Consider the following 22,515-nt stretch of genomic DNA (forward strand, 5'->3'; position numbering starts at 1 on the left):
CTCGGTGGCGTCAGTTCCCAAGGGAAAATGCCTTCCGGCTTCGGGTAATGCAAGCGGGAGGGTGCGCGTGAGCAATGACGCGGATATGCCTGCGTTAGCCCGCCTTGCGGTGCCTGGCTGTGGACCGGTGCGCTTTCCTTGCTGTCCGCCGCGCAGGCGCCCGCCGCGAGGCCGGGGCTTGGGCGCGCCGTTTCGTCGCTCCCTTGCCTTTCAAGCTCGCCTTCAGCGCGTCCATCAGGTTGATGACGTTGTCCGGCCTCTCCTCGGGCTCGGCGACCTTGACCGGCTTGCCGGAAGCCTTGCGCCGCACCAGCGCCTTCAGCGCGTCCTCATATTCGTCCTTGAATTTTGAGGGATCGAAATGCGCGGCCTTGCTCTGCAGGATATGGCCCGCAAGTTCGACCATGTCCTTGGTGATCTTCGGTGTCTTGATGTCATCGAAGAAGTCGTCCTCGTCGCGCAGCTCGTACGGATATCGCAGCGTGGTGCCGAGCAGGCCCTTGCCGAGCGGCTCGATCGCCATGACGTGCTCGCGGTTTGTCAGCACGATGCGCGCCAGCGCCACCCGTTCCTCATCCCTCATGGCGTCGCGGATCACGGCGAAGGCATCGACCGCGACCTTGCCGTCAGGGGCGATGTAATAGGGGTGGTTGAAGTAGCGCTTGTCGATTTCGTCCCGCGGCACGAAACTGTCGATCTCGATCGTATGATTGCTCTCGATCTGGACGGCCTCCAGTTCCTCCTTTTCGATCTCGACATACTGGCCCTTTTTCAGCTCATAGCCGCGGCCTTTCTGGTCGCTCTCGACGACGTCGCCGGTCTCGGCATCGATCATCTGCTGTTTCAGCCGGTTGCCGGTCTCCTTGTTGATCATGTGAAAGCGGGTTTTCTCGACCGATGTCGAGGCCGGATACAGCACAACCGGACATGACACCAAGGAGAGCTTCAGCGAGCCTTTCCAGTAGGCGCGGGGGGCCATTGCAATCTCCGGGCGCAGTTTGGGTTTGGGAACTTCAACGGTTAGTATGGGTTTTCGTTCCGGGTGTTGCCGCGGGGCGGTTTTGATCGAGGTGTGGCCGTGGCGTTGAAGAAGCTCAGCACGTACCGCAGGAAGCGCGATTTCGGCAAAACGGCAGAGCCCTCCGGCGACGTCGAGGTCGCGCCCGCCCGAGAGCGGCGGTTCGTGATTCAGAAGCACGATGCAAGCCGGCTGCACTACGATCTCAGGCTGGAATTCGACGGCGTGTTCAAATCCTGGGCCGTCACCAAGGGGCCGTCACTCGACCCTCACGACAAGCGGCTCGCGGTCGAGGTCGAGGACCACCCGCTCGATTACGGCGATTTCGAAGGCACTATTCCGGAAGACCAGTACGGCGGCGGCACGGTGATGCTGTGGGACCGGGGCTATTGGGAGTCCGATGATCCCGATCGCGGCTTCAAGAAGGGCGACCTGAAATTCACCCTGCATGGCGACAAGCTGCATGGAAGCTGGGTGCTGGTGCGGATGCGGGGCGACCGCTACGGCGGCAAGCGCACCAACTGGCTCCTGATCAAGCACCGTGACGAATTCGTTAGGGAAGGCGAGGATAACGACATTCTCGACGAGGACCGTTCGGTTGCCTCCGGGCGCCCGATGGAGCAGATCGCGCAAGGCAAGGGCAAGGCGCCAAAGCCGTTCATGCTGGCCACGAAGACGAAGGCCGATGCGGTCTGGCAATCCAACCGCGGCGATGCCGCCGAAGCGCGGACCTTGCGGAAGACGGCCGCCTTGCGGGCCGCGCCGGAGATCAAGACGCGAGCGCCCGCGCCAGCCGTCAAGCCGAAGCAGGTCGCGGCGATGCCCGATTTCGTCGCACCGCAGCTTTGCACGGTGGTCGAGAGGCCGCCCGGCGGCGCGGGCTGGTGTCACGAGATCAAGTTCGACGGCTACAGGGTGCAATTGCGGGTAGAGGACGGCGATGCGGTGCTCTACACCCGAAAAGGCCTCGACTGGACCGATAAATTCCAGGCGATCGCCAAGGAAGCGAAATCGCTTCCCGACGTGCTGATCGATGGCGAGATCGTCGCGCTCGATCATAACGGCGCGCCCAACTTCTCGACCCTGCAGGCGGCGCTGTCGGACGGCGACAGCGAGAGCCTGATCTTCTATGCGTTCGACCTGCTGTTCGCCAATGGTGAAGATTTTCGCAAGCTGCCGCTCGGCGACCGCAAGGCGCGGTTGAAGAAATTGCTGGAGGCGCAGAAGGGCAAAGACAAGCAGATCCGCTATGTCGAGCATTTTGAAAGCGGCGGCGATGCCGTCCTGCAATCGGCCTGCAAGCTCGAACTGGAAGGCATCGTCTCCAAGAAACTCGATGTGCCCTATCGCTCCGGCCGCACCGAGAGCTGGACCAAGGCGAAATGCCGCGCCGGGCACGAGGTGGTGCTGGGCGGCTGGAAGACCACCAACGGCAAATTCCGTTCGCTGATGGCCGGCGTCTACCGCGGCGATCATCTCGTCTTCGTCGGTATGGTCGGTACCGGCTTCGGGCAGGACAAGGTCCGCCGCATCATGCCGGCGCTGAAGGCAGCCGCCTCCGACAAGAACCCGTTCGGCGGCAAGAACGCGCCAAAGAAAACCCGCGACGTGCACTGGCTGAAACCTGAACTGGTCGCCGAGATCGAATTCGCGGGCTTCACGGCGGATGGAAACATTCGTCAGGCCGCGTTCAAGGGCCTGCGGCAGGACAAGCCGGCCGAGGAGGTGGAGGCGGAAACACCGTCCAAGGCAGGCGTCGCGCAGCCGAAGCCCGGCAAGGGCAAGGGCAGGACGGTGCGGGCAACGCCCGCAACAACGAACAAGACCGGCGACGTCATGGGCGTGGTGATCTCAAAGCCGGACAAGGAACTGTGGCCCGACGCCGGCGACGGCGAGGGCGTTACAAAGCTCGACCTTGCGCAATATTTCGAGGCTGTTGGCGAATGGATGATCGGCCACCTCAAGGGCCGTCCATGCTCGATCGTTCGCGCGCCCGACGGCATCCATGGCGAGAAATTCTTTCAACGCCACGCCATGCAGGGCGCGTCCAACCTATTCGAGCTGGCCAAGGTTTCGGGCGACCGCAAGCCCTATCTGCAGATCGACCGGGTCGAGGGATTGGCTGCGGTGGCGCAGATCGGCGGCCTCGAATTGCATCCCTGGAATTGTGCGCCAGACGCTTACGACACGCCGGGACGTCTGGTGTTCGATCTCGATCCCGCGCCAAATGTTGAATTCTCCGACGTCATCGAAGCGGCAAAAGACATGCGCCAGCGGTTGACCGCTGTTGGTCTCGAAAGCTTCTGCAAGACCACCGGCGGAAAGGGGCTGCATGTGGTGACGCCGCTGCTCCATGGTGCAAGGGACAAGGTCACCTGGAAGGAGGCCAAGGCCTTCGCGCAAAGTATCTGCCAGTGGATGGCGAACGATGATCCCGAGCGCTATCTGCTCAACATGTCGAAGAAGCTGCGCAAGGGAAAGATCTTCCTCGACTATCTTCGCAACGACCGGATGTCGACGGCGATCGCGGCCTTGTCGCCCCGTGCGCGCGAGGGTGCTACCGTGTCGATGCCATTGACCTGGACGCAGGTGCGCGGCGATCTCGATCCGAAGAAGTATACGATCCGCACCGTGCCGTCGCTACTGGCGAAGACGAAAGCGTGGGACGGCTACGATGACGCAGCAGCGTCGATCAAGCCGGCGATCAAGAAGCTGGCGGGGAAGTAGCGTGGCGCTCGGCCACCGCTACCAACACACCACGGTCGTCATACCCCGCGAATGCGGGGTATCCAGTACGCCGCGGCTCATCGGCTCAATCATGGATGTCTCTGGAATACTGGATCACCCGCTTTCGCGGGTGATGACGGTCTTCATTTGAACTGTAGGGTGGGCAAAGCGTCAGCGTGCCCACCATCTTTGTCTCAACAAGAAAGGTGGGCACGGCGCAAGTGCGCCTTTGCCCACCCTACGATTCTCGACGCTTGATCTAAATCTTCCCGAGCAGCAGCAGAATCAACAGAATCACGATCACCAGACCCAGTCCGCCGCCGCCGTAATATCCGGTGCCATAGAACGGGCCGCCGCCGATGCCACTGAAGCCGCCGAGCAACGCGATGATGAGAATAATCAGAAGGATTGTGCCGATAGACATAAATCTCTCCTCAGCCCGAAGCGGGGGCGTGTGTCTATCCTGCCTTCACGGAAAGTAACAAGCGTGAATCACGAAAGTTCCGGTCTGCGAGGCTATTGTACTGTCGTCCCTTACTTTCGAACCGCGTACAATTACATGCAGCTAGATCAGGGAGGATTTTTCAACGATGACCAAACCGCTCGTGGTTTCCATCCCGCATAGTCTGGGCCGCGAGGAGGCGATGCGCCGCCTCAAGACAGGACTGTCGCGCGCCGCTTCCAGCGTACCGATGCTAAGTGTCGACGAGGAGCGCTGGGAAGACAACCGCATGATCTTCCACGTGAGCGCCCTCGGGCAAGGCGCGGCAGGCCATGTCGATGTCGCCGACGATCACGTGCAGGTGGAAGTGGTGCTGCCATGGCTGTTGCAGCGCTTTGCCGAAGCGGCCCAGGCCGCGATCCGCAGCCGCGGCCAGTTGCTGCTGACCAAGAAAAGCTGACGCATCAGCCGCGACGGCGCCTTGGTGCGGGTTCTGTCGCGCCATTGTACCTGGCTTTCAGCACCGCGACCGGCAGATGCGTCAACAGGTCTGACAGGCGCAATTGCGCAGCATCGGCGTCGGCAAAACCTTCCATCGCGTAGCCGCCGACGTTCAGCGCGGCGTCGTAGTTTTCCGGACCGGGCCAATGTCTGCCGCCATCGGTAAACGGCGCAAACCACCGTGTGACCACGACGATCGCAGCCTCGCGGCCTCGCCGGCGGGCGAACGCGATGAAATGATCGCGACGCGGTCCGCTCACTTCCAAGGGCTCGTAATCGCCGCTTGTGAACGTATCGGCGAGCTCGGTTCGAAGCTTGAGCAGATGCCGTGTCCAGGCCAGCTTCAGATGACCGCTCGGCCACTTCTCGACCAGCCGATCCCAATCCGGATTCTCCACCGCGCCCAGCCGGCCTGCGCGTTCGGCAAAGTCGACGGGCCGCCGGTTGTCGGGATCGACCAGCGAAAAATCCCAAAGTTCCGTGCCCTGATAGAAGTCCGGCACGCCCGGTATCGTCGTCTTCAGCGTGATCTGGCTGAGCGAGTTCAGGGCGCCCAGCAACGAGAGCCGCTGCGCCAGTGTCTGCAGGGAATTCAGGAATTCGCCCGACAATGAGGGATCGAGAATCTTCGCGATGAAGCTCTTGACACCCGTCTCGTAGGCCGCGTGGGGATTGAGCCAACTCGTTTCCTGCTTGCCCTCGCGCGCCGCCTTCAGCGCATATTCCTGCATCCGGTCCACGAACGAAGCGTCGTCCGGCTGCCATGCCCCCACCAGCGCCTGATACAGCATGTATTCGAACGCTGCCGAGGGCGCGCGCAGATCGCCATCGGCGAGCAGATGCGGCGCGTTGAGCAGTTTCCATCTGGCCACCGTGCCGGTCCATTCGCCTGGAATTTCCGAAAGCGCCAGGATGCGCGCACGCGCATCCTCGCCGCGCTTGGTATCATGCGTCGCCGTCGCCGTCATGCCGTGCGGCGATGCGCCGGCGCGGGACTGCATCATCCCATGGAATTCGCCGGCCGAAAGCGCCTTTGCGGCGGGGTCGCCGCCGACCTCGTTGAGGGCAAGCAGGCGGTGGTAGCGGTAGAACGTCGTGTCCTCCAGCGACTTTGCCATCATCGGCCCGGTGAACTGCTGCATCTTCAATGCGAACCGGCGCACGCGCGGCGCGCTGTGATGTGTGCGCCCGGACTTGATCAGGTCCATTGTCAGGGCGTCGCGCAGGAAATCGAAGATGCCGTCATCGGCGGCAAACCAGTCGGCGCGCGCCCGCTCGATCGTCCCTGCTATCAACTGGCGGTCATGCGCGGATGGGCCCGACGCTGTCAGGTAGGTGCGATAGACCGGAAAGTGCAACACGTAGAGTTCGAGCGCCTGCCGCAGGCTGTCGACGGAATAGTCGCGGGTGGAATAATGTCCGCTGGCAATCCGCGACAAGAGGCGCGTCAGCACCGTGAACTCGCTGGTCAGCAGCGTTTCCAGCACGCGACGTTTTGCATCTCGCAGGATCGGTTCGAGTTTTGGCGATTGGTTGCTGATCTGCCGCCAGACCTCGTCGAGCGGCTCCAGGCCGCTTCCATCGGTCAGCACATGGGTGATCGCGTTCAGCCACTCATAGCCGGTGGTGCCGTGAACGCCGGCGAACGGCGGCAGCTTTTCGTGCTCGCCGAGAATTTTCTCGACCACCACGTAGAAGGGCCTGCTCCGCCCGCCAAAGCCATCGCGGATCAGCCGGCGCAGGCGCTGGAAATACTGGACGGGATCGCGCAGGCCGTCGATGTGATCCAGCCGCAGCCCTGCAAGCTTTTCCTCCGCAATCAGCCGTTTGACCAGGCGATGGATCGCCTCGAAGGTGCCGGTGTCCTCGACGCGCAGGCCCGCCAGCGTGTTGATGTCGAAGAAGCGCCGGTAATTGATATCACTGGAAGCGAGCCGCCAGTGGCCGAGCTTGTAGTGCTGGCGTTCGAGCAGATGATGCAGCGCCAGCGTTGCAGCGGCGCGATCCGGCCCGGCCCGATAGGCTGCAAGCTCACGCGCGATGATCTCGGCGGCTCCCGTGATGCCCTTCAATTCGGTTTTGAAGGCAGGTGCTTCCTTGCGGTTGGGGCGTCGCGGCCCCTGATAGCGGGAGGCCAGCGCAAGCATGGCCCTGCCGGGCGCACTTTCCTCTGCGCCTGCTTCCTTGACGACCATACGCAGGATTTCGCCATAACGCTCCGGCGCGATCGGCAGCCGATGCTCGAAGTACCAAGCCGAAAAACTGCCTTCGCCGGCGTCATAGCGCAGTTCGATCTCGCCGTTTTCCAGCGCCTGACCGTAGGACGAGCCGATGATCGGCAGCAACACCCCGCCGCGGGCGCGATACGGCAATTGTTCCCAGTCGATGTCGAAGGAGGCCGCGTGCGGCGAGGCAGGCCCCCACTCCAGCATGTCGAGCCACCACGGATTATCGTCAAAATGCACGCCGACATGATTGGGCACGAAATCGAGGATCAGCCCGAGATCGTGTCGCTGCAGCATGGCGCTCAGCCGTTCGAAGCCGGCTTCGCCGCCGAGCTCGGGATTGAACTGGGCATGGTCGATGACGTCGTAGCCATGCGCGCTGCCCTTGCGGGCGCGCGTGAAGGGCGATGCATAGAGATGGGTGATGCCGAGCGCCTTCAGGTAGGGCACCACGGAAGCGGCGGCGTCGAAATCGAAATCCGCCGACAGTTGCAGGCGGTAGGTCGCGATCGGGATCGCCGGGGGCATTTTCCTATCCGATGCGCCAGTGCACCGACCATGGCGGGACGCTATTGCCCAACTCGCTACCCCAGATCAGGGTTCCTGCAGCTTCGCCGTGGCTGACGGCCCTTTCCGACAGGTTGGCGGTGAGGCGAAGTGCGGTGCCATCGCCCATGCGCCAATCGGCGGTCAGCAATCCGTTGCTTTCCGCGTCTGCTTTCCCAAAAGCTGCGCCGGCCAGCCGCGGCACAATCTCCTGCCGCCGGAGCTGCAATAGGTTTCGCACCATGGTCAGGCGTTTCCGCCCCGCCGGAGCGTCGCGGCCATCCCAGTCGAGAACGGCGGAATCGCGGGTCGAAGCGGCGAGCGCGTCGGGGACGTCATCGCCATATTCCGCATAGGCCCAGGCCAATTCGATGCGGCGGCCCTTCCGAACCGCATCGGCGAGTTCGCCGCCGAAATCGCAGAAGAAGGGGAAGGGGACCGTCGAGCCCCATTCCTCGCCCATGAACAGCATGGGGATGTGAGGCGCGATCAGCAGGACCTGAAGCGCCGCCTCGATCATCCGCGCGTCGGCGTTGCCTTCCAGCCGGTCGCCCAGCGCACGATTGCCGATCTGGTCGTGGTTCTGCAGGAAGTTGATGAAGGCGGTCGGCGCGAGATGGCCGCTCGGCTCGCCACGCCTAACGCCGCGAAAAGCCGATGGCTCGCCCTGGTAGACGAAACCTGATGACAGCGAGCGGGCGATATCCGATCTCGGCGCGCGCTGGTAATCGCCATAATAGCCCTGCTTCTCGCCGGTCATCAGCACGCGCCAGGCGTGATGGTAATCGTCGTTCCATTGCGCGCGGTATTTGCCGTGTGGTTGGTCCTGGACGGAATCCAGGATGCTGGCGCGGTTGTCGCCGTTCTCCAGCACGAGGTGAATGTGCCGGCCGGTTTCCGCGGCCAATTGGCCGGCAGCGGCGCTGATATCGCGCAGCAGCGACAGCCCGCCCGGTTCAACGATCGAGTTGACGGCATCGAGCCGCAGCCCGTCGAAGCGGTAGTCGCGCAGCCAGGAGAGCGCGTTCTCGATCGCAAAGGCGCGGACTTGCCTGACGCGATAGTCGATCGCACTGCCCCATGGCGTGTGGGCTTCGGTGAAGAAGGAGGGCGCATAGCGGCCGAGATAATTTCCTTCGGGGCCGAAATGGTTGTAGACGACGTCAAGCATCACCATCAACCCGCGCAGGTGCGCCTCGTCGATCAGCTCCTTGAGATCTTCGGGACGGCCATAGGAGCTGTCGGGTGCGTACCACAAAACGCCGTCATAGCCCCAGTTGCGGGAGCCGGCGAAATCCGCCAGCGGCATCAATTCCAATGCGGTGATGCCGGTGGCTACGAGATGGTCGAGCCTGTCGATCATGGCGCGATAGCTGCCTTCCGCAGTGAAGGTGCCGACATGCGCCTCGATGATCACCGCCTCCTGCCACGGCCGTCCGTGCCAGCTTGCGGCCCGCCAGCGATATGCGTCATGATCGATCACCTCGCTCGGCCCGATAACGTCCTCGGGCTGAAACAGCGAAGCTGGATCGGGGACATCGAGTTCGTCATCGATGCGGAATTGGTAGCGTGCGCCGGCTTTGACACCGGCAATATCGGCCGTGAACCACCCGTCCTCGCCGCGCCTCATCGCGTGAGGCTGCTCCAGCATCACCTCGACGCGTTTGGCCGCCGGTGCCCACAGCCGAAACCGCGCGCCGTAGTTTGTCAGAAGCGGGCCGAATTGCCGGTCATTCATGCCGCGCCCGCAAAGACAAGCACCGATCGCGGCGGCGCGCTGGTTTCGACGCCCGAGGCGAATTCGGCGGCGGCCAGCACGGCCTCGGTCGTATTCAGTACCTGCTGCCAGCTCTTGTATTCGGGCATCTGCGGCAACTTGAAAGCGATCTCTTCGGGCGCAGCGTTCAGCACGATAAAGATCGGCGGCTGACCTGGTTCCAAAGGCCCCAGCACATAGGCAAGGAACCGTCCTTCCGGAAAATTCCAGTCGGCTTCCTGCATCTCCTCGGCTGCCGGCGTCAGCCACAGCACGCCGTAGGAGCCGTCCTTGCGCCGCCCGGAGAGCCAGCGCTGGTAGCGCAGTTGCGGGAAGCGCCGGCGCAGCGCGGTCATGTGGCCGACGAAATCGGTGAGGTCGTCGCCTGGCTTGCCGAGATTGTCCCAATTGACCCAGCCGATCTCATTGTCCTGACAATAGGCGTTGTTGTTGCCGTTCTGCGAATTGCCGACCTCGTCGCCGGCCAGCATCAAGGGCGTCCCCTGCGCGAGGAACAGGCAGGCGAACTGGTTCCTGCGGAGTTGCCGGCGCAGCGCCACGATCGCGGCGTCAGTGGTCGGGCCCTCATGGCCGCAATTGTTGCTGTGGTTGTCGTTGGAGCCGTCGCGATTGTCCTCGCCGTTCGCCTCGTTGTGCTTCTCGTTGTAGCTGAACAGGTCGGTCAGCGTGAAACCGTCATGGACGGTGATGTGATTGATGCTGGCGCGCGTTGCTCGGTTGTCATGATGGAACAGGTCGGATGAGGCGGTCATGCGGCGCGAGACCTCGCCGATCAGGCTGCCTTCGCCGCTCCAGTAGCGCCGTAGCGCGCTGCGATAACGATCGTTCCATTCCGACCATTGCGAGGGAAACGCGCCGACCTGATAGCCGCCCAGGCCGAGGTCCCATGGCTCGGCGACGAGTTTTACGGTTGCCAGCACCGGGTCCTGCCGCACGGCCGTGAGGAACGCGGAATTGCGGTCAAAACCGTTCGGCTCGCGCGCCAGCGTGGTGGCGAGGTCGAAGCGAAAGCCGTCGACGTGGCAGACCTCGACCCAGTAGCGCAGCGAATCCATCACCATCTGCAGCACGCGCGGATGGGTGAGGTTCACCGAGCTGCCGCAGCCGGTGAAGTCGTCATAGTAGCGCGGATGCTCTTTGTTGAGCCAGTAATAGGACGCGTTATCGATGCCGCGGAAACACAGCGTCGGGCCGAGATGATTGCCTTCGGCGGTGTGGTTGTAGACTACGTCGAGCATCACCTCGATGCCGGCGTCGTGCAGCCGCGCCACCGTGGTGCGGAACGCATCGAGCGCATTGTCCTGTGCGTAGCGCGGCTCCGGCGCAAAGAACGCCAGCGTGTTGTAGCCCCAGTAGTTAGAGAGCTTCTTTTCCACCAGCACCCGGTCGTCGATCAGGCCGTGGATCGGCAACAGTTCGATGGTGGTGACGCCGAGCCGCTTGAGATGGTCGATCATCGCCGGCGAGCACAGCCCGCCATAGGTGCCGCGCCAGCCCGGCGCCACGTCGTCGCGCCTCTGCGTCAGGCCCTTGACGTGGGCCTCATAGATGACGGTGTCTTCCCAGGCGACATTCGGCCGTATCTCGCGGCGGCCCCAGTTGAAGGTCTCGTCGACCACGACCGCCTTCGGCATGCCGCGCGCGTTGTCGCGGCGGTCGAACGAAAGATCCTCGCGCGCGCTCCCCGTTCGATAGCCGAAATGCGCGTCGCTCCACACCAGCCTGCCGGCGAGCCGCTTGGCATAGGGATCGAGCAACAGCTTGTTGGCGTTGAAGCGGTGTCCGCGCTCCGGCGCGTAGGGGCCGTGGACGCGATAGCCGTAGAGCTGTCCAGGCGAGACGTCGTTGAGATAGCCGTGCCAAACGTCCTCATTGCGCTCGGGCAGTTCGATTCGCTCGAGTTCGCGGCGGCCCTGGCCGTCGAACAGGCAAAGCTCGACCTTCTCCGCATTGGCCGAGAACAGCGCAAAGTTGGTGCCCCTGCCGTCCCAGCTTGCTCCGAGGCGGGCGGGGCTTCCCGCGGACAGTCGCATGCGTCAGCTTTCCGGTACGAGAAAGATCGCAGCCAGAGGCGGAATGGTGAGGCTGAGTTCGGGGATGCTGCCTTCCAGGGTATGGACTTCGCCGACGTTGCCGACATTGCTGCCGCCATAATGCGCAGAATCGGAATTGAGTGCTTCCCTCCACGTGCCGGCGAATGGCACCCGGACGCGGTAATTGTGATAGACATTCGGCGAGAAGTTCACGACCACGAGGCAGCGCGCGCGCGCATCGAAACCCTTGCGCAGCCAGGCAAAGACGTTGCCGCCGGAATCGTGGGTGATGACCCATTCAAATCCCGCCTGGTTGCAATCCATCTGGTGAAGCGCCGGCACGCTGCGATAGAGCCGGTTGAGGTCGCGAATCAGGTTCTGCATGCCGCTATGGCGGTGCTGCGCCAAAAGGTGCCAGTCGAGCGAATGATCGTGATTCCATTCGCGCTCCTGGCCGAACTCGCAGCCCATGAACAGGAGCTTCTTGCCGGGATGGCCGAACATGAAGCTGTAATAGGCACGCAGGTTCGCAAAGCGCTGCCACTCGTCGCCGGGCATGCGGCCGAGGATCGATCGCTTGCCGTGCACGACTTCGTCATGCGACAGCGGCAAAATGAAATTCTCCGAAAATGCGTAATGCAGGCCGAACAGCACGTCGCCGTGATGGTGCTTCCGGTATATCGGGTCCTTGCCGATATATTTCAGCGTGTCGTGCATCCAGCCCATGTTCCACTTGAAGCCGAAGCCGAGCCCGCCATATTCGACCGGCCGCGAGACCTGCGGCCATGCGGTGGATTCCTCCGCTGCCGTGGTGGCTTCCGGAAAATGCCCGAACAGTTCGATATTGAAGCGGCGCAGGAACTCGATGGCTTCGAGGTTTTCCCGCCCCCCGAGCCGGTTCGGGATCCACTCGCCGGCGGGCCGGCTGTAGTCGAGGTAGAGCATCGAGGCGACGGCATCGACGCGCAGGCCGTCGACGCCGTAGCGATCGAGCCAGAACAGCGCGTTGGAGACCAGGAAATTGACCACTTCGGTGCGGCCGTAATTGTAGATCAGCGTGCCCCAGTCGAGATGGCGGCCCTGCATCGGGTGGGCGTGCTCGTAGAGCGCAGTGCCATCGAAATAGCCGAGCCCATGCGGATCGTCGGGAAAATGTCCGGGCACCCAGTCGAGCCACACGCCGAGCCCCTCGCGATGACAGGCATCGACGAGGGCGGAAAAATCTTCCGGCGCGCCGAACCGGCTGGTCGGCGCGTACAGGCCGGTCGGCTGATAGCCCCAGGAGCCGTCGAACGGATGTTCGCTGACGGGCAGAAACTCGAGATGGGTAAAGCCCATATCCTTCGCATAGGCCGGAAGCTGTTCGGCGAGGTCGCGATAGCTCAGCCATTCATTGCCGTTCTTGCGCCGCCAGGAGCCGAGATGAACCTCGTAGATCGAGATCGGCGCCTCCAGCGCGTTGATGCCCGACGGCGCCTGGCGCGGATACGGAATTCTGCTTTCGTCGACGACGATCGAGGCCGTTGAGGGTCGGACTTCCGCCGCAAAGGCCACCGGATCGGATTTCAGCGGCAGATGCCGTCCGTCGGAGCCGGTAATATCGAACTTGTACCGGTCGCCGGCACGGGCATGCGGTACGAACAGTTCCCAATAGCCGACGCCGCGCACCCGCATCGGGTGCCGCCGCGCATTCCAGAAATTGAAATCGCCGACCACGTTGACCGCCTTGGCGTTCGGCGCCAGCACCACGAACGCCACGCCGTCGACGCCGTCGAGTGTCATCGGATGCGCGCCGAGCTTGTCGTAGATCCGCCGGTGGGTGCCTTCGCCCAGGAGATAGAGGTCGAAGTCGCTGAGCACGGGCGGAAAGCGGTAGGGATCGTCGAGATCGACGACGTTCTCACCGAAGCGGGCGCGGAGCTGGTACCGTTTCGATCCGTTCGGCAGCGCGCCTGCGAACAGCCCGGCATCGTGAATGCGCTCAAGCGGCGCCGTCTCGCCTTGCTCGCCGATCGCCTCCACGTTGGACGCTTCGGGGATGAAAGCGCGCACCACGCTGTGTCCGCCTTCGCTGTGCAAGCCGAGATACCGAAACGGATCCGAATGCTTGCCTTCGATGATGGCGTAGGCCTCTGCGGACAGCTTGGTCATGAGGCCTCGAAGGACGGTTGTGACAACATTCTGATAATTCCGCTCAATGGCACGCGCAGCCATTCCGGCCGGAACGACAGTTCGTGTTCGATCTCGTTCAAGGCCTTCTCGAGCAGGAAGAAGGTCAGCAAGCCGTCCGCGTCCGTCGGATCGGCCGGCCACAGCCGTTGGTCGGTCATCGCTTCGCGGTAGGCGGCGAGAAATGCGGCTGTCGCCCGGTCCCGCCATTCGCCAAGCGCCGCGCCGAGCTTGCCGTGGTCATCGTGGGCTACTTTGAGCGAGCGCTCAAGGGCTGCGGTTGCCGAATAATCGATCGAGCGGATCAGGCTCGCGATGTCGCGTGCTGCAGGCATCTTGCGCCGGCGTTCGGCGATAGTGCGCCGCGGCGCGCCTTCGAAGTCGACGATGAAGATGTCGTCCTTGACGATCAGCAACTGGCTGAGATCGAGGTCGCCATGGCCGCGAATGCTGGCGGCGTCGGCCTCGCGCAGCAGCAGCGCTTCCAGCCAATCCGGCAGGACCGGCTGCAACGCCAGCACCTGGTCGACCAACGCTCGGTCGGCTTCCTTCAGCGTATCTCGCCGCTGCCGAAGCGCGTCGAAGACGCGCCCGGCGCTGAGTATCAGATCGTCGACCCAGCGCTGCACGTCGTCGCGGCTGGTCGGCTCCGGCGCGAATTCGGCAAGCTCGCCGTTGCTGGCGAGCGCAACATGCAGCTCGGCCACGCGCCGTCCGGCCTGCGAGATGTAGCGCAGATAAGGGATCTCTTCCTCGCGCTCGCCGGGATGGATGCTCGCTGCGAGCAGGCTCTGCTCCTCGACGAAGCGATCGAGATAGGCCGCACTCACGGTCCAGAGGTCGCCCTGATTGGCGATGAAGGCGTGAACGACGCCGACCGCGCTCTTCTCGTTACCCTCGACCAGCTCGGCGCTGCCGAGCAGCGCCGGCGCATTGGGAAAGTTGGCGACATCTGTCAGGAAGCGTCCCATCTCGATTTCGGGATTGGGACCGGCCTGAAGTGTCCGGTAGATCTTGACGACATAGTCATTGTCCACCAGCGCGGTGCTGCGCGGCAGTTCGGATTCAATGGTGCGGATGTGCTCGGGCTGCCGGATCGACTTGTCGCCGAAGCGGCCGGTCGGGCGGAATTCGAGCCGCAATCCCTGTTCGCTCTCGTCGACCGTCAGCGATTGCTGCAGATTGCGCAGAAACAGCGCGACGAAGATCTGGTCGGTGGCAACATCGAGCAGTGTTCCCTCGCGCGCGCCCTGGCGAACGGCGGCCAGCGCATGCGGATTGTAGCGCTCGCGGTCGAAGCGCACCCATTCGATCTGCATCGGCAACACGTAGCGCGTGGTGACGCCGCGCTGCGTCGTTTCGAAGAAAGCGAGCCACGGCCGGTTGTCGCCGATGTCGCAGAACGGAATCGCCGACGTCAGTTTCGGATGGATCGCCTTGGCCGAGCGTTCCGGGTACCAGCGGCTGCGCGCCAGATGTCCCGGAAGCACGTCGCGCTCGAACACGCCGCGCTCGCGCGCCAGCGATACCCAGGTCGCATTCAACGGCACCACCAGCGTTTCAAACTCGGGCACCGCGCGCTGCGGCACCGGCGCCGATTTGTCGCGCTCCTGCAGTTCGAACCAGTAGAAGCCGTAAGGCGACAGCGTGATCATGTAGGGCAGCTCGCCGATCGCCGGGAAGCGCGTGCGGCCGAGCATTTCCAGCGGGATGCGGTCCTTGAAGGCGGAGAGATCCAGTTCGGTCGCCTGAGCCGATCGCGACAGATTGGCGACGCACAGAATGACCTCGTCCCCGTACTGGCGCACGTAGCACAGCACCGAGCGGTTTTCCGGGCGGATGAATGTCATGCTGCCGCGGCCGAAAGCGAGCGTGGATTTGCGGACCGCGATCAGCCGCTTAGTGGCAGAGAGCAGCGAGGAGAGGCTGCGCGACTGCGCCTCGACATTGACGGACTCGTAGCCATAGACCGGGTCCATGATGGTCGGCGCGTAGAGCCGCGCGGGGTCGGAACGGGAGAAGCCGCCATTGCGATCCGGCGTCCACTGCATCGGGGTGCGGACGCCGTTGCGGTCGCCGAGATAGATGTTGTCGCCCATCCCGATCTCGTCGCCGTAATAGATGATCGGCGTGCCCGGGAACGAGAGCAACAGCGAATTCATCAGCTCGATCTTGCGCCGGTCATTGTCCATAAGCGGCGCCAGCCGCCGCCGGATGCCGACATTGATGCGGGCGCGGGGATCGTTGGCGTAGGTCGACCACAGGTAATCGCGTTCGACGTCGGTGACCATTTCCAGCGTCAGTTCGTCATGGTTGCGCAGGAACAGCGCCCACTGGCAATTGCCTGGAATATCCGGCGTCTGGCGCAGGATGTCGGTGATCGGAAAACGGTCTTCCTGCGCGATTGCCATGTAGATGCGCGGCATTAGCGGAAAGTGATAGGCCATGTGGCATTCGTCGCCACGGCCGAAATATTCCTGTACGTCTTCCGGCCATTGATTGGCCTCGGCCAGCAGCACCTTGCCTTTTGCGTAGGCATCGAGTTCGCTGCGCAGCCGCTTGATGATGGCATGCGTCTCCGGCAGGTTCTCGTTGTTGGTGCCGTCGCGCTCGCAGAGATAGGGAATGGCGTCGAGCCGGAAGCCGTCGACCCCGGTGTCGAGCCACCGCTTCATCACCTGCACCAGCGCGCTGACCACGCGCGGATTGTCGAAATTGAGATCCGGCTGGTGCGAGAAGAAGCGGTGCCAGTAGAACTGGCCGGCTTCCGGGTCCCAGGTCCAGTTCGACTTCTCGGTATCGGTGAAGATGATCCGGGTGCCCAAATATTTCTGGTCGGTATCGCTCCAGACATACCAGTTTCGGGCAGAGGAATTCGGGTCCGAGCGGCGGGCGCGCTTGAACCAGTCGTGCTGATCGGAGGTGTGGTTGATGACGAGCTCGGTGATGACCCGCAGGCCGCGCTTCTTGGCTTCCTGGATGAAGCGCCTGAAATCCTTCATCGTCCCGAAATCGGGGTTGATGTCGCCGTAGTCCGCGATGTCGTAGCCGTCGTCGCGGCCGGGGGAGGGATAGAACGGCAACAGCCACAATGTGGTGACGCCAAGGTCCTGCAGGTACCCCAGTTTCTCGGTCAGCCCGGCAAAGTCGCCAATGCCGTCATTGTTGCTGTCGGCGAAGGCCTTGACGTGCAACTGATAGATGATCGCGTCTTTGTACCAGAGCTCCTCGGTGGCGACCTCGGCGGCGGGCAGCTCCTTTGCTTCGACCACAAGGCTGCTATCCGGATTCAGCGGATAGGAGCCGTCGATAGGAAGGGAGACGCCGGCGTTGGAGCTCTCGGCGGTTTGCGCTTTTTTGTTCACGGTGATGCCATTGCCATGGAAATGACGTCCCCGTTTCGTTTGCAGAAAGGGAGACGTTCCGGACATAGATAGAAAGCCGTTCGGCTCGCTTTGGTTCCGGCGGAACCGTTGGCGGGCCCGAACGTTAGACATCGTCTATCTCCTTCCCGTAATTGGACAATTTCGCGACATCGGTTTGATGTTTGCGTGCAAAGTACGTGCCGAATGGATCTTTTCGCTCAAGCTAAAGCACTGGGAATTCAAACCGAATTCCTGGATGGCCAGGGTAATCGCCGTGTGACAGACGCGGCCGCCCTCAAAATAATCCTGGATGCCCTGCCGCCGCAGGCGCCCGGGCCGCTGGTAGGCCACCCGGTCGTGGTCCGGTCCGGACGGCCGTCGCGAACCGAAGTCCCCACAGCCACGCTCCCGGCGGAGTGGAAAATCGTTGCGGATTCAGGAGTTATCGCCAAGGGCGAGAGCTCGGATCATGTCATCGACTGGCCCAGGGACCTGCCGCTCGGCATCTACCGGCTGCAGTTGAGCGATGCCGCGAGAGTCGAGGACGTACCGCTGATTTCGGCGCCGGAACGGGCGTTTGGCGGCGAGTTCGACCGCTGCTGGCTGCTCGCCGTCCAGCTTTACGGGGTCCGTTCCGCGCGCAACTGGGGCATGGGCGACTTTACCGACCTCGCAAGCCTGATCGAACTCGCCGATCATCTCGGCGCCGACGGTGTCGGCCTCAATCCGCTACACGCCCTGTTCGACGATCGCCCGGGCGATTGCAGCCCGTATTCGCCGAACAGCCGGTTGTTTCTCAATGCGCTTTACATCGATGTCGAAAAGCTTCCCGAATATCAGCTCGATTCCGAAACTCGCGAGGCGCTGGCGCCGTTGCGGGTACGCGCCGTCGTCGATTATGTCGGTGTCGCCGGTGTGAAGTGGCGCGCGCTTCGCTCCGCCTTTGCTGCCTTCAAGGCCAATGCCAACCCGACCCGCCGACAGGATTTCGACAAATTCCGTACCGAGTGCGGTACCTTGCTGTCGCATTTTGCCTGCTTCGAGGTACTCCGGCACAAATTCGGCAAGCCGTGGTGGGAATGGCCAGAAGAGTGGCGGCAGCCGGACGACGCCAGATGCGCCGCCTTGCGCCAAGGCCCGGACGCCAACGAAATCGAATTTGTCGAATTTGTACAATGGACCGCAGACCGGCAGCTCGGCGCGGCCAGCGATCTGGCGAAGAAGCTTGGCATGAAGGTCGGGCTCTATCTCGACGTCGCGGTCGGCGTGCAGGCCGACGGGTTCGATGCCTGGAACGAACAGGTCGCGATCTCCCGCCATCTCGGCGTCGGCGCGCCACCCGATCCGCTCAACACCGCCGGCCAGACCTGGGGCCTTGCCGGCTTCAATGCGGCAGGGCTCGAACGGCAGTCCTTTGCGCCGTATCGCGACATGCTGCGCGCCTCGATGCGGCACGCCGGTGCGATCCGGCTCGACCATGTGCTCGGGCTGAAGCGGCTCTATCTGGTGCCGCAAGGCTTCACCGCACGCGACGGCGTCTATGTGCAGATGCCGTTCGAGGCGCTGCTCGCGGTGACCGCGCTGGAAAGCCTCACGCAGCGCTGCGTCGTGATCGGCGAAGACCTCGGCACTGTGCCGGAAGGCTTTCGCGACCAGATCGCCGATTGGGGCATCTGGTCGTATCTCGTGATGATGTTCGAGCGCGACGACCACGGATCGTTCCGCAGCATCGATCATTACTTGACCAACGCGCTCGTCACTTTCAACACCCATGATCTCTCGACCTATGCCGGCTGGCGCTCGTTCGGCGATCTCAAGCTGAAGCGCTCGCTCGGGATCGATCCGGGCGAGAGCGACGAGGCGCGCTGGCACGCGCTTGCCATGCTGGACGACGTGCTGCGGCATAACGACATCTACCGCAACGATCTCTATTCGGTTGCGAATTTCCTGGCGCGGACCAAGTCGCGGCTGCTCGCGGTCTCGCTGGAGGATCTGCTCGGGGTAGTCGACCAGCCCAACATCCCCGGCACCGTCAACGAGCATCCGAACTGGCGACAGCGGCTTCCGGTGTCGATCGAGGAGATGACGTCCACGGTCGACGTCGCCGCACTCAAGGCGGCAACCCATGAGCGGTCGCGCGCCGCGATCTGACGAGTTCGAGGAGGAAGGCAGAGCGGGATGACAGTTGGAAGAAGTGCCATTCCGTTCTGGCGGTGAATCACCTTGTCGTGCCGGATCGAAGACTACGGGCTGATCGGCGATTGCGAGACCGCGGCACTGGTCGGCCGTGACGGATCGATCGATTGGCTGTGCTGGCCGGCCTTCGATTCCGACGCCTGCTTTGCAGCCCTTCTCGGCACCCACAAGCATGGCCGCTGGCTGATCGCACCGGTGGAGGAAGTCACCGGCACCTCGCGCAACTATTGGGGCGACACCCTGATCCTGCAGACGCGGTTCGAGACCGCTGACGGCGCGGTCGAGCTGGTCGACTTCATGCCGCCGCGCGGCAACGCCTCCGATGTGGTGCGGTTGGTGCGCGGCCTTCGCGGCCGGGTCAGGATGCACATGCAGCTTGTCATCCGCTTCGGCTTCGGCACCGATATTCCCTGGGTCAAGAAGACCGAGGACGGCTCCGCCCTGCTCGCTATTTGCGGGCAGGACATGACGGTGTTGCGCACCCCGGTGGAAACGCGCGGGGAGGACCTGACGACGGTCGCCGATTTCGAGGTCGGCGAGGGCGACACCGTCCCCTTCGTGCTCACCTACGGCCCTTCGCATCTGCCGGTGCCCAAGCCGATCGATCCTGCCTATGCCTTGCAGGATACCGAAGCGTTCTGGACCGAGTGGAGCAACCGTTGCACCTATGAGGGCGAATACCGCGCTCTCGTGATGCGCTCGCTGATCACGCTGAAGGCGCAGACCTATGCGCCGACCGGTGGCATCGTCGCTGCGCCGACGACCTCGCTGCCGGAAAAGCTCGGCGGCGCCAGGAATTGGGATTATCGCTTCTGCTGGCTGCGCGACGCCACCTTCACGCTGCTGGCGCTGATGAACTCGGGCTATACCGAGGAAGCTTCCGCCTGGCACCATTGGCTGTTGCGGGCGGCGGCGGGTTCTCCCGCCAACATGCAGATCATGTACGGCATCATGGGCCACCGCCGTCTCCTGGAATGGGAGGCCACGTGGTTGCCCGGCTATGAAGGCGCACGTCCCGTTCGGGTCGGCAACGCCGCGCATGCACAACTGCAGCTCGACGTCTACGGTGAATTGATCGACGCCTTTCACCAATGGCGCGTAGCCAAGCTAGAAATGGATGAAACCAGCTGGGCGCTGGAGTGCGCCGTGCTGCAGCACCTCGCCGGACAGTGGGACCAGCCGGACCACGGCATCTGGGAGCGCCGCGGCGCGGGCAGGCATTATGTCTCGTCGAAGGTGATGACCTGGGTCGCGTTCGACCGCGGTATCAAGAGCGCCGAGATGTTCGGCTTCAAGGCGCCGCTTGCGAAGTGGCGGGTGCTGCGCGACGCCATTCACGCCGACGTCTGCGCGAAGGGCTTTGACGCCGAGCTGAACGCGTTTGTCGAGTCATACGGCTCAAAAATGCTCGACGCGAGCATCCTGTTGCTGCCGTCAGTGGGATTTCTGCCGCCGGAGGACCCCCGCGTGCGCGGTACGCTTGTCGCGGTCGAACAGCATCTGATGCAGGACGGATTTGTGCTGCGGCACGACCCGCGGGAAGTCCCGACGGAGAAACAGCCGGCCGAAGGCGCGTTCCTCGCCTGCACGCTTTGGCTTGCGGACGCGTATGTGCTGGCGGGCGAATTCGGCAAGGCGCAGGAGTTGTTCGCCCGCGTCGTCGCAGTCGCCAACGATCTCGGCCTCTTGGCCGAGGAGTACGATACGGTGGCCAGTCGCCAGACCGGAAATTTCCCGCAGGCGCTGACGCATATCGCGCTGATCAACACCGCGCAGAACCTCAGCGTGGCAAAGAAGGCGACCGAGAAGCCCGCGATGCAGCGCTCGAAATAGCGGGCGAGGTCGGTAGGGTGGGCAAAAGGCGCGCAGCGTCTTGCCCGCGTAGCAACTATCAAGTTGGACGAGGATGAGCGCGCCCCGACCAACTGCAGTGTGACACCGCGCTTGACGTCGTCAAGGAGTGGCCTGGCAGCTACGGAGCGTGCTTTGAGCAATGCGCGACGGCCATCCTTGACGACGTCTGCGCGCGGCGTCACGGATTGAAGCAGGTCGGGACGAAGAAACGGCCTCTCCGGTCGAACCAAGAAACGAAGCTGGAAGGGACTGGAGAGTGGTTGCTCTGCCGAGCTCGCCGGCAACTCAATGGGCGATCGTGCGGACCTCCCATGGCGTGCCGCGGGCGACGACCGCGTTGGCGAAGATCAGCAGCTTGCGAGCGCAGGCGACGACCGCCACCTTGTGCTCCTTTCCAGCGTCGCGCAGCCGCTTGTAGAGCGCCGTCAGTTGCGGGTTCCAGCGCAGCGAGGCGATCCATGCCGCGGCGTAGAGATTATTGCGCAACCGCTCGCGGCCACCCGCGATGTGGCGATCGCCGGCGTGCTCGCCACTGTCGTCATCGTAGGGGACAAGCCCAGCCAACGCGCCGGCCTGGCCGCGGCTGAGCTGGCCGATCTCCGGCATGCGCACCACGATGGCGCTTGCGGTGCGCAACGCAATGCCATCGACGCTGAGGATCAGGTCGAGCCGCTCGGCGAGATCGGGATGCTGACGGATCGCCGCCACCAGCTGCTTGAGCCGTTGCCGGAAAAGCCCCTGGAATCGCCGGATCTCGTCGTCCCAGAGCTGCCGCAGAGCGGCATCGCGGCACGACTCGCGATGGTTCTTGAACCGGGCCATCGCGCGGACGATCTGGTCGATCTGGGTCTGTAACCCGGCCAGTTCTGCCAGACGCCGGTCGGGCGGGGCATGGATGGTCCTGACGTCGGACGTGCAGGCCGCAATCAAGGCCGCATCGATCTTGTCGTTCTTCGCCAGCCTCAGATGGAAGCGCCCATAGGCGCGCACCTGCGCGGGCTGGAACACGACGACCACGAAACGGCCCTGCCGCAGCCGCCGGACGACCGTTTGCTCGTAGCCGCCAGTGGCTTCGATACCGACCCGTTTGACCCGGTGCTGCCGCAACCAGACGAACAACTCCTCGTGCCCCTCGGCCGTATTGGCCACCTGCAGCCGTTCCGGCCTTCCATGCAGCGCCACATCGAGCTTGTGCTTGCCAGTATCGATGCCGGCGCAAACTATGCTACGCTTGCTCATCTTCTCGATCCTCCCTTGAATGCGAGCCTGATGCTCATTCAACAATGCGGGCCTCGACGAAGATGCCGACCGTGATCCGGCTACGAAGATCAGCTCACAATGCTTCGATGGGTTACGATCCAACGATCGGCGGCCCGGTCCGGGTGGCCACCCAGGCCGGGCCATTCCTTGCGGAACGCTCACACCTTAGCAGGTCGTGCTGATACAAGGATGGGTGGAGCGCAAGCGATACCCATCACGTTTCCGCATCGGATTGATGGGTATCGCTTCGCGATACCCATCCTACGAAGACAGGTCCCAGCCGGTCGCGCGAGCCGATGCCCACCTTCGCCGCGGCAGGCTCGGGCTGGGGAAGCCTGCCTTCATGGGAGGAGACGGCGGTCGGGCACCGGCTCGCGCTTGCCGATCGTGCCGGCCGACAGA

The 22,515-nt window shown here is 63.3% G+C and carries 12 protein-coding genes; 4 read left to right on the forward strand and 8 right to left on the reverse strand.

Annotated elements, in window-relative coordinates; genetic code table 11:
* Nucleotides 1-94 precede the first annotated feature (94 nt).
* On the reverse strand, nt 95-979 hold the full coding sequence (gene ku / locus V1292_RS14670; RefSeq protein WP_334373429.1) for a non-homologous end joining protein Ku: 885 nt from the start codon (nt 977-979) through the stop codon (nt 95-97).
* A 99-nt stretch (nt 980-1,078) separates the two neighbouring features.
* Here ku and ligD point away from each other — a divergent pair, with 99 nt between their 5' ends.
* Nucleotides 1,079-3,745, forward strand: coding sequence for a DNA ligase D (gene ligD, locus V1292_RS14675; RefSeq protein ID WP_334373431.1), 2,667 nt, complete (start codon nt 1,079-1,081; stop codon nt 3,743-3,745).
* 259 nt (nt 3,746-4,004) lie between these two features.
* Here the strand turns inward: ligD and V1292_RS14680 are convergent, their stop codons facing one another.
* Nucleotides 4,005-4,169, reverse strand: a complete 165-nt coding sequence (locus tag V1292_RS14680) for a DUF3309 family protein (protein WP_082645846.1) — start codon at nt 4,167-4,169, stop codon at nt 4,005-4,007.
* A gap of 166 nt (nt 4,170-4,335) precedes the next feature.
* Between V1292_RS14680 and V1292_RS14685 the strand changes: the two genes are divergently transcribed.
* Nucleotides 4,336-4,647, forward strand: coding sequence for a polyhydroxyalkanoic acid system family protein (locus tag V1292_RS14685; RefSeq protein WP_334373435.1), 312 nt, complete (start codon nt 4,336-4,338; stop codon nt 4,645-4,647).
* Between the two features lie 4 nt (nt 4,648-4,651).
* On the opposite strand, the gene treY is transcribed toward V1292_RS14685, so the two are convergent.
* The 5 genes from treY to treS are packed head-to-tail and all read right to left on the reverse strand — an operon-like array spanning nt 4,652 to nt 16,710.
* Complete coding sequence (gene treY, locus V1292_RS14690; RefSeq protein WP_334373436.1) at nt 4,652-7,441, reverse strand: malto-oligosyltrehalose synthase; 2,790 nt, start codon at nt 7,439-7,441, stop codon at nt 4,652-4,654.
* A 4-nt stretch (nt 7,442-7,445) separates the two neighbouring features.
* Nucleotides 7,446-9,197, reverse strand: coding sequence for a malto-oligosyltrehalose trehalohydrolase (gene treZ / locus V1292_RS14695; protein WP_334373438.1), 1,752 nt, complete (start codon nt 9,195-9,197; stop codon nt 7,446-7,448).
* Entirely contained in the window at nt 9,194-11,269 is a 2,076-nt protein-coding gene (glgX, locus tag V1292_RS14700) for a glycogen debranching protein GlgX (RefSeq protein ID WP_334373440.1), read from the reverse strand. Before glgX ends, treZ begins: the two co-directional genes overlap by 4 nt.
* A 3-nt stretch (nt 11,270-11,272) precedes the next feature.
* A complete protein-coding gene (gene glgB / locus V1292_RS14705; RefSeq protein WP_334373441.1) occupies nt 11,273-13,420 on the reverse strand; it encodes a 1,4-alpha-glucan branching protein GlgB in 2,148 nt (715 codons plus the stop codon).
* The gene (gene treS, locus V1292_RS14710) at nt 13,417-16,710 is read right to left on the reverse strand and encodes a maltose alpha-D-glucosyltransferase (protein WP_442895614.1); all 3,294 of its coding nucleotides are present in this window, start codon (nt 16,708-16,710) and stop codon (nt 13,417-13,419) included. The genes glgB and treS overlap by 4 nt, the downstream gene beginning before the upstream one ends.
* Nucleotides 16,711-17,007: 297 nt before the next feature.
* Here treS and malQ point away from each other — a divergent pair, with 297 nt between their 5' ends.
* Both malQ and V1292_RS14720 read left to right on the forward strand, forming a co-directional pair.
* Nucleotides 17,008-18,954, forward strand: a complete 1,947-nt coding sequence (gene malQ / locus V1292_RS14715) for a 4-alpha-glucanotransferase (protein WP_334373443.1) — start codon at nt 17,008-17,010, stop codon at nt 18,952-18,954.
* Between the two features lie 72 nt (nt 18,955-19,026).
* A complete protein-coding gene (locus tag V1292_RS14720; RefSeq protein ID WP_334373444.1) occupies nt 19,027-20,832 on the forward strand; it encodes a glycoside hydrolase family 15 protein in 1,806 nt (601 codons plus the stop codon).
* A 306-nt stretch (nt 20,833-21,138) separates the two neighbouring features.
* Here V1292_RS14720 and V1292_RS14725 read toward each other — a convergent pair whose 3' ends face one another.
* Nucleotides 21,139-22,092, reverse strand: coding sequence for an IS110 family transposase (locus V1292_RS14725; RefSeq protein WP_334369797.1), 954 nt, complete (start codon nt 22,090-22,092; stop codon nt 21,139-21,141).
* Between the last annotated feature and the right edge of the window lie 423 nt (nt 22,093-22,515).

The sequence above is a fragment of the Bradyrhizobium sp. AZCC 1719 genome (assembly GCF_036924525.1).
Taxonomy (GTDB): Bacteria; Pseudomonadota; Alphaproteobacteria; order Rhizobiales; family Xanthobacteraceae; genus Bradyrhizobium.

What these genes read in the sequence shown, in the direction of transcription:
- treZ (WP_334373438.1), bottom strand. Translation starts at nt 9,197, where the DNA reads ATGAATGACCGGCAATTCGGCCCGCTTCTGACAAACTACGGCGCGCGG.
- glgB (WP_334373441.1), bottom strand. Translation starts at nt 13,420, where the DNA reads ATGACCAAGCTGTCCGCAGAGGCCTACGCCATCATCGAAGGCAAGCAT.
- treY (WP_334373436.1), bottom strand. Translation starts at nt 7,441, where the DNA reads ATGCCCCCGGCGATCCCGATCGCGACCTACCGCCTGCAACTGTCGGCG.
- glgX (WP_334373440.1), bottom strand. Translation starts at nt 11,269, where the DNA reads ATGCGACTGTCCGCGGGAAGCCCCGCCCGCCTCGGAGCAAGCTGGGAC.
- V1292_RS14680 (WP_082645846.1), bottom strand. Translation starts at nt 4,169, where the DNA reads ATGTCTATCGGCACAATCCTTCTGATTATTCTCATCATCGCGTTGCTC.
- V1292_RS14685 (WP_334373435.1), top strand. Translation starts at nt 4,336, where the DNA reads ATGACCAAACCGCTCGTGGTTTCCATCCCGCATAGTCTGGGCCGCGAG.
- V1292_RS14725 (WP_334369797.1), bottom strand. Translation starts at nt 22,092, where the DNA reads ATGAGCAAGCGTAGCATAGTTTGCGCCGGCATCGATACTGGCAAGCAC.
- malQ (WP_334373443.1), top strand. Translation starts at nt 17,008, where the DNA reads ATGGATCTTTTCGCTCAAGCTAAAGCACTGGGAATTCAAACCGAATTC.
- ku (WP_334373429.1), bottom strand. Translation starts at nt 979, where the DNA reads ATGGCCCCCCGCGCCTACTGGAAAGGCTCGCTGAAGCTCTCCTTGGTG.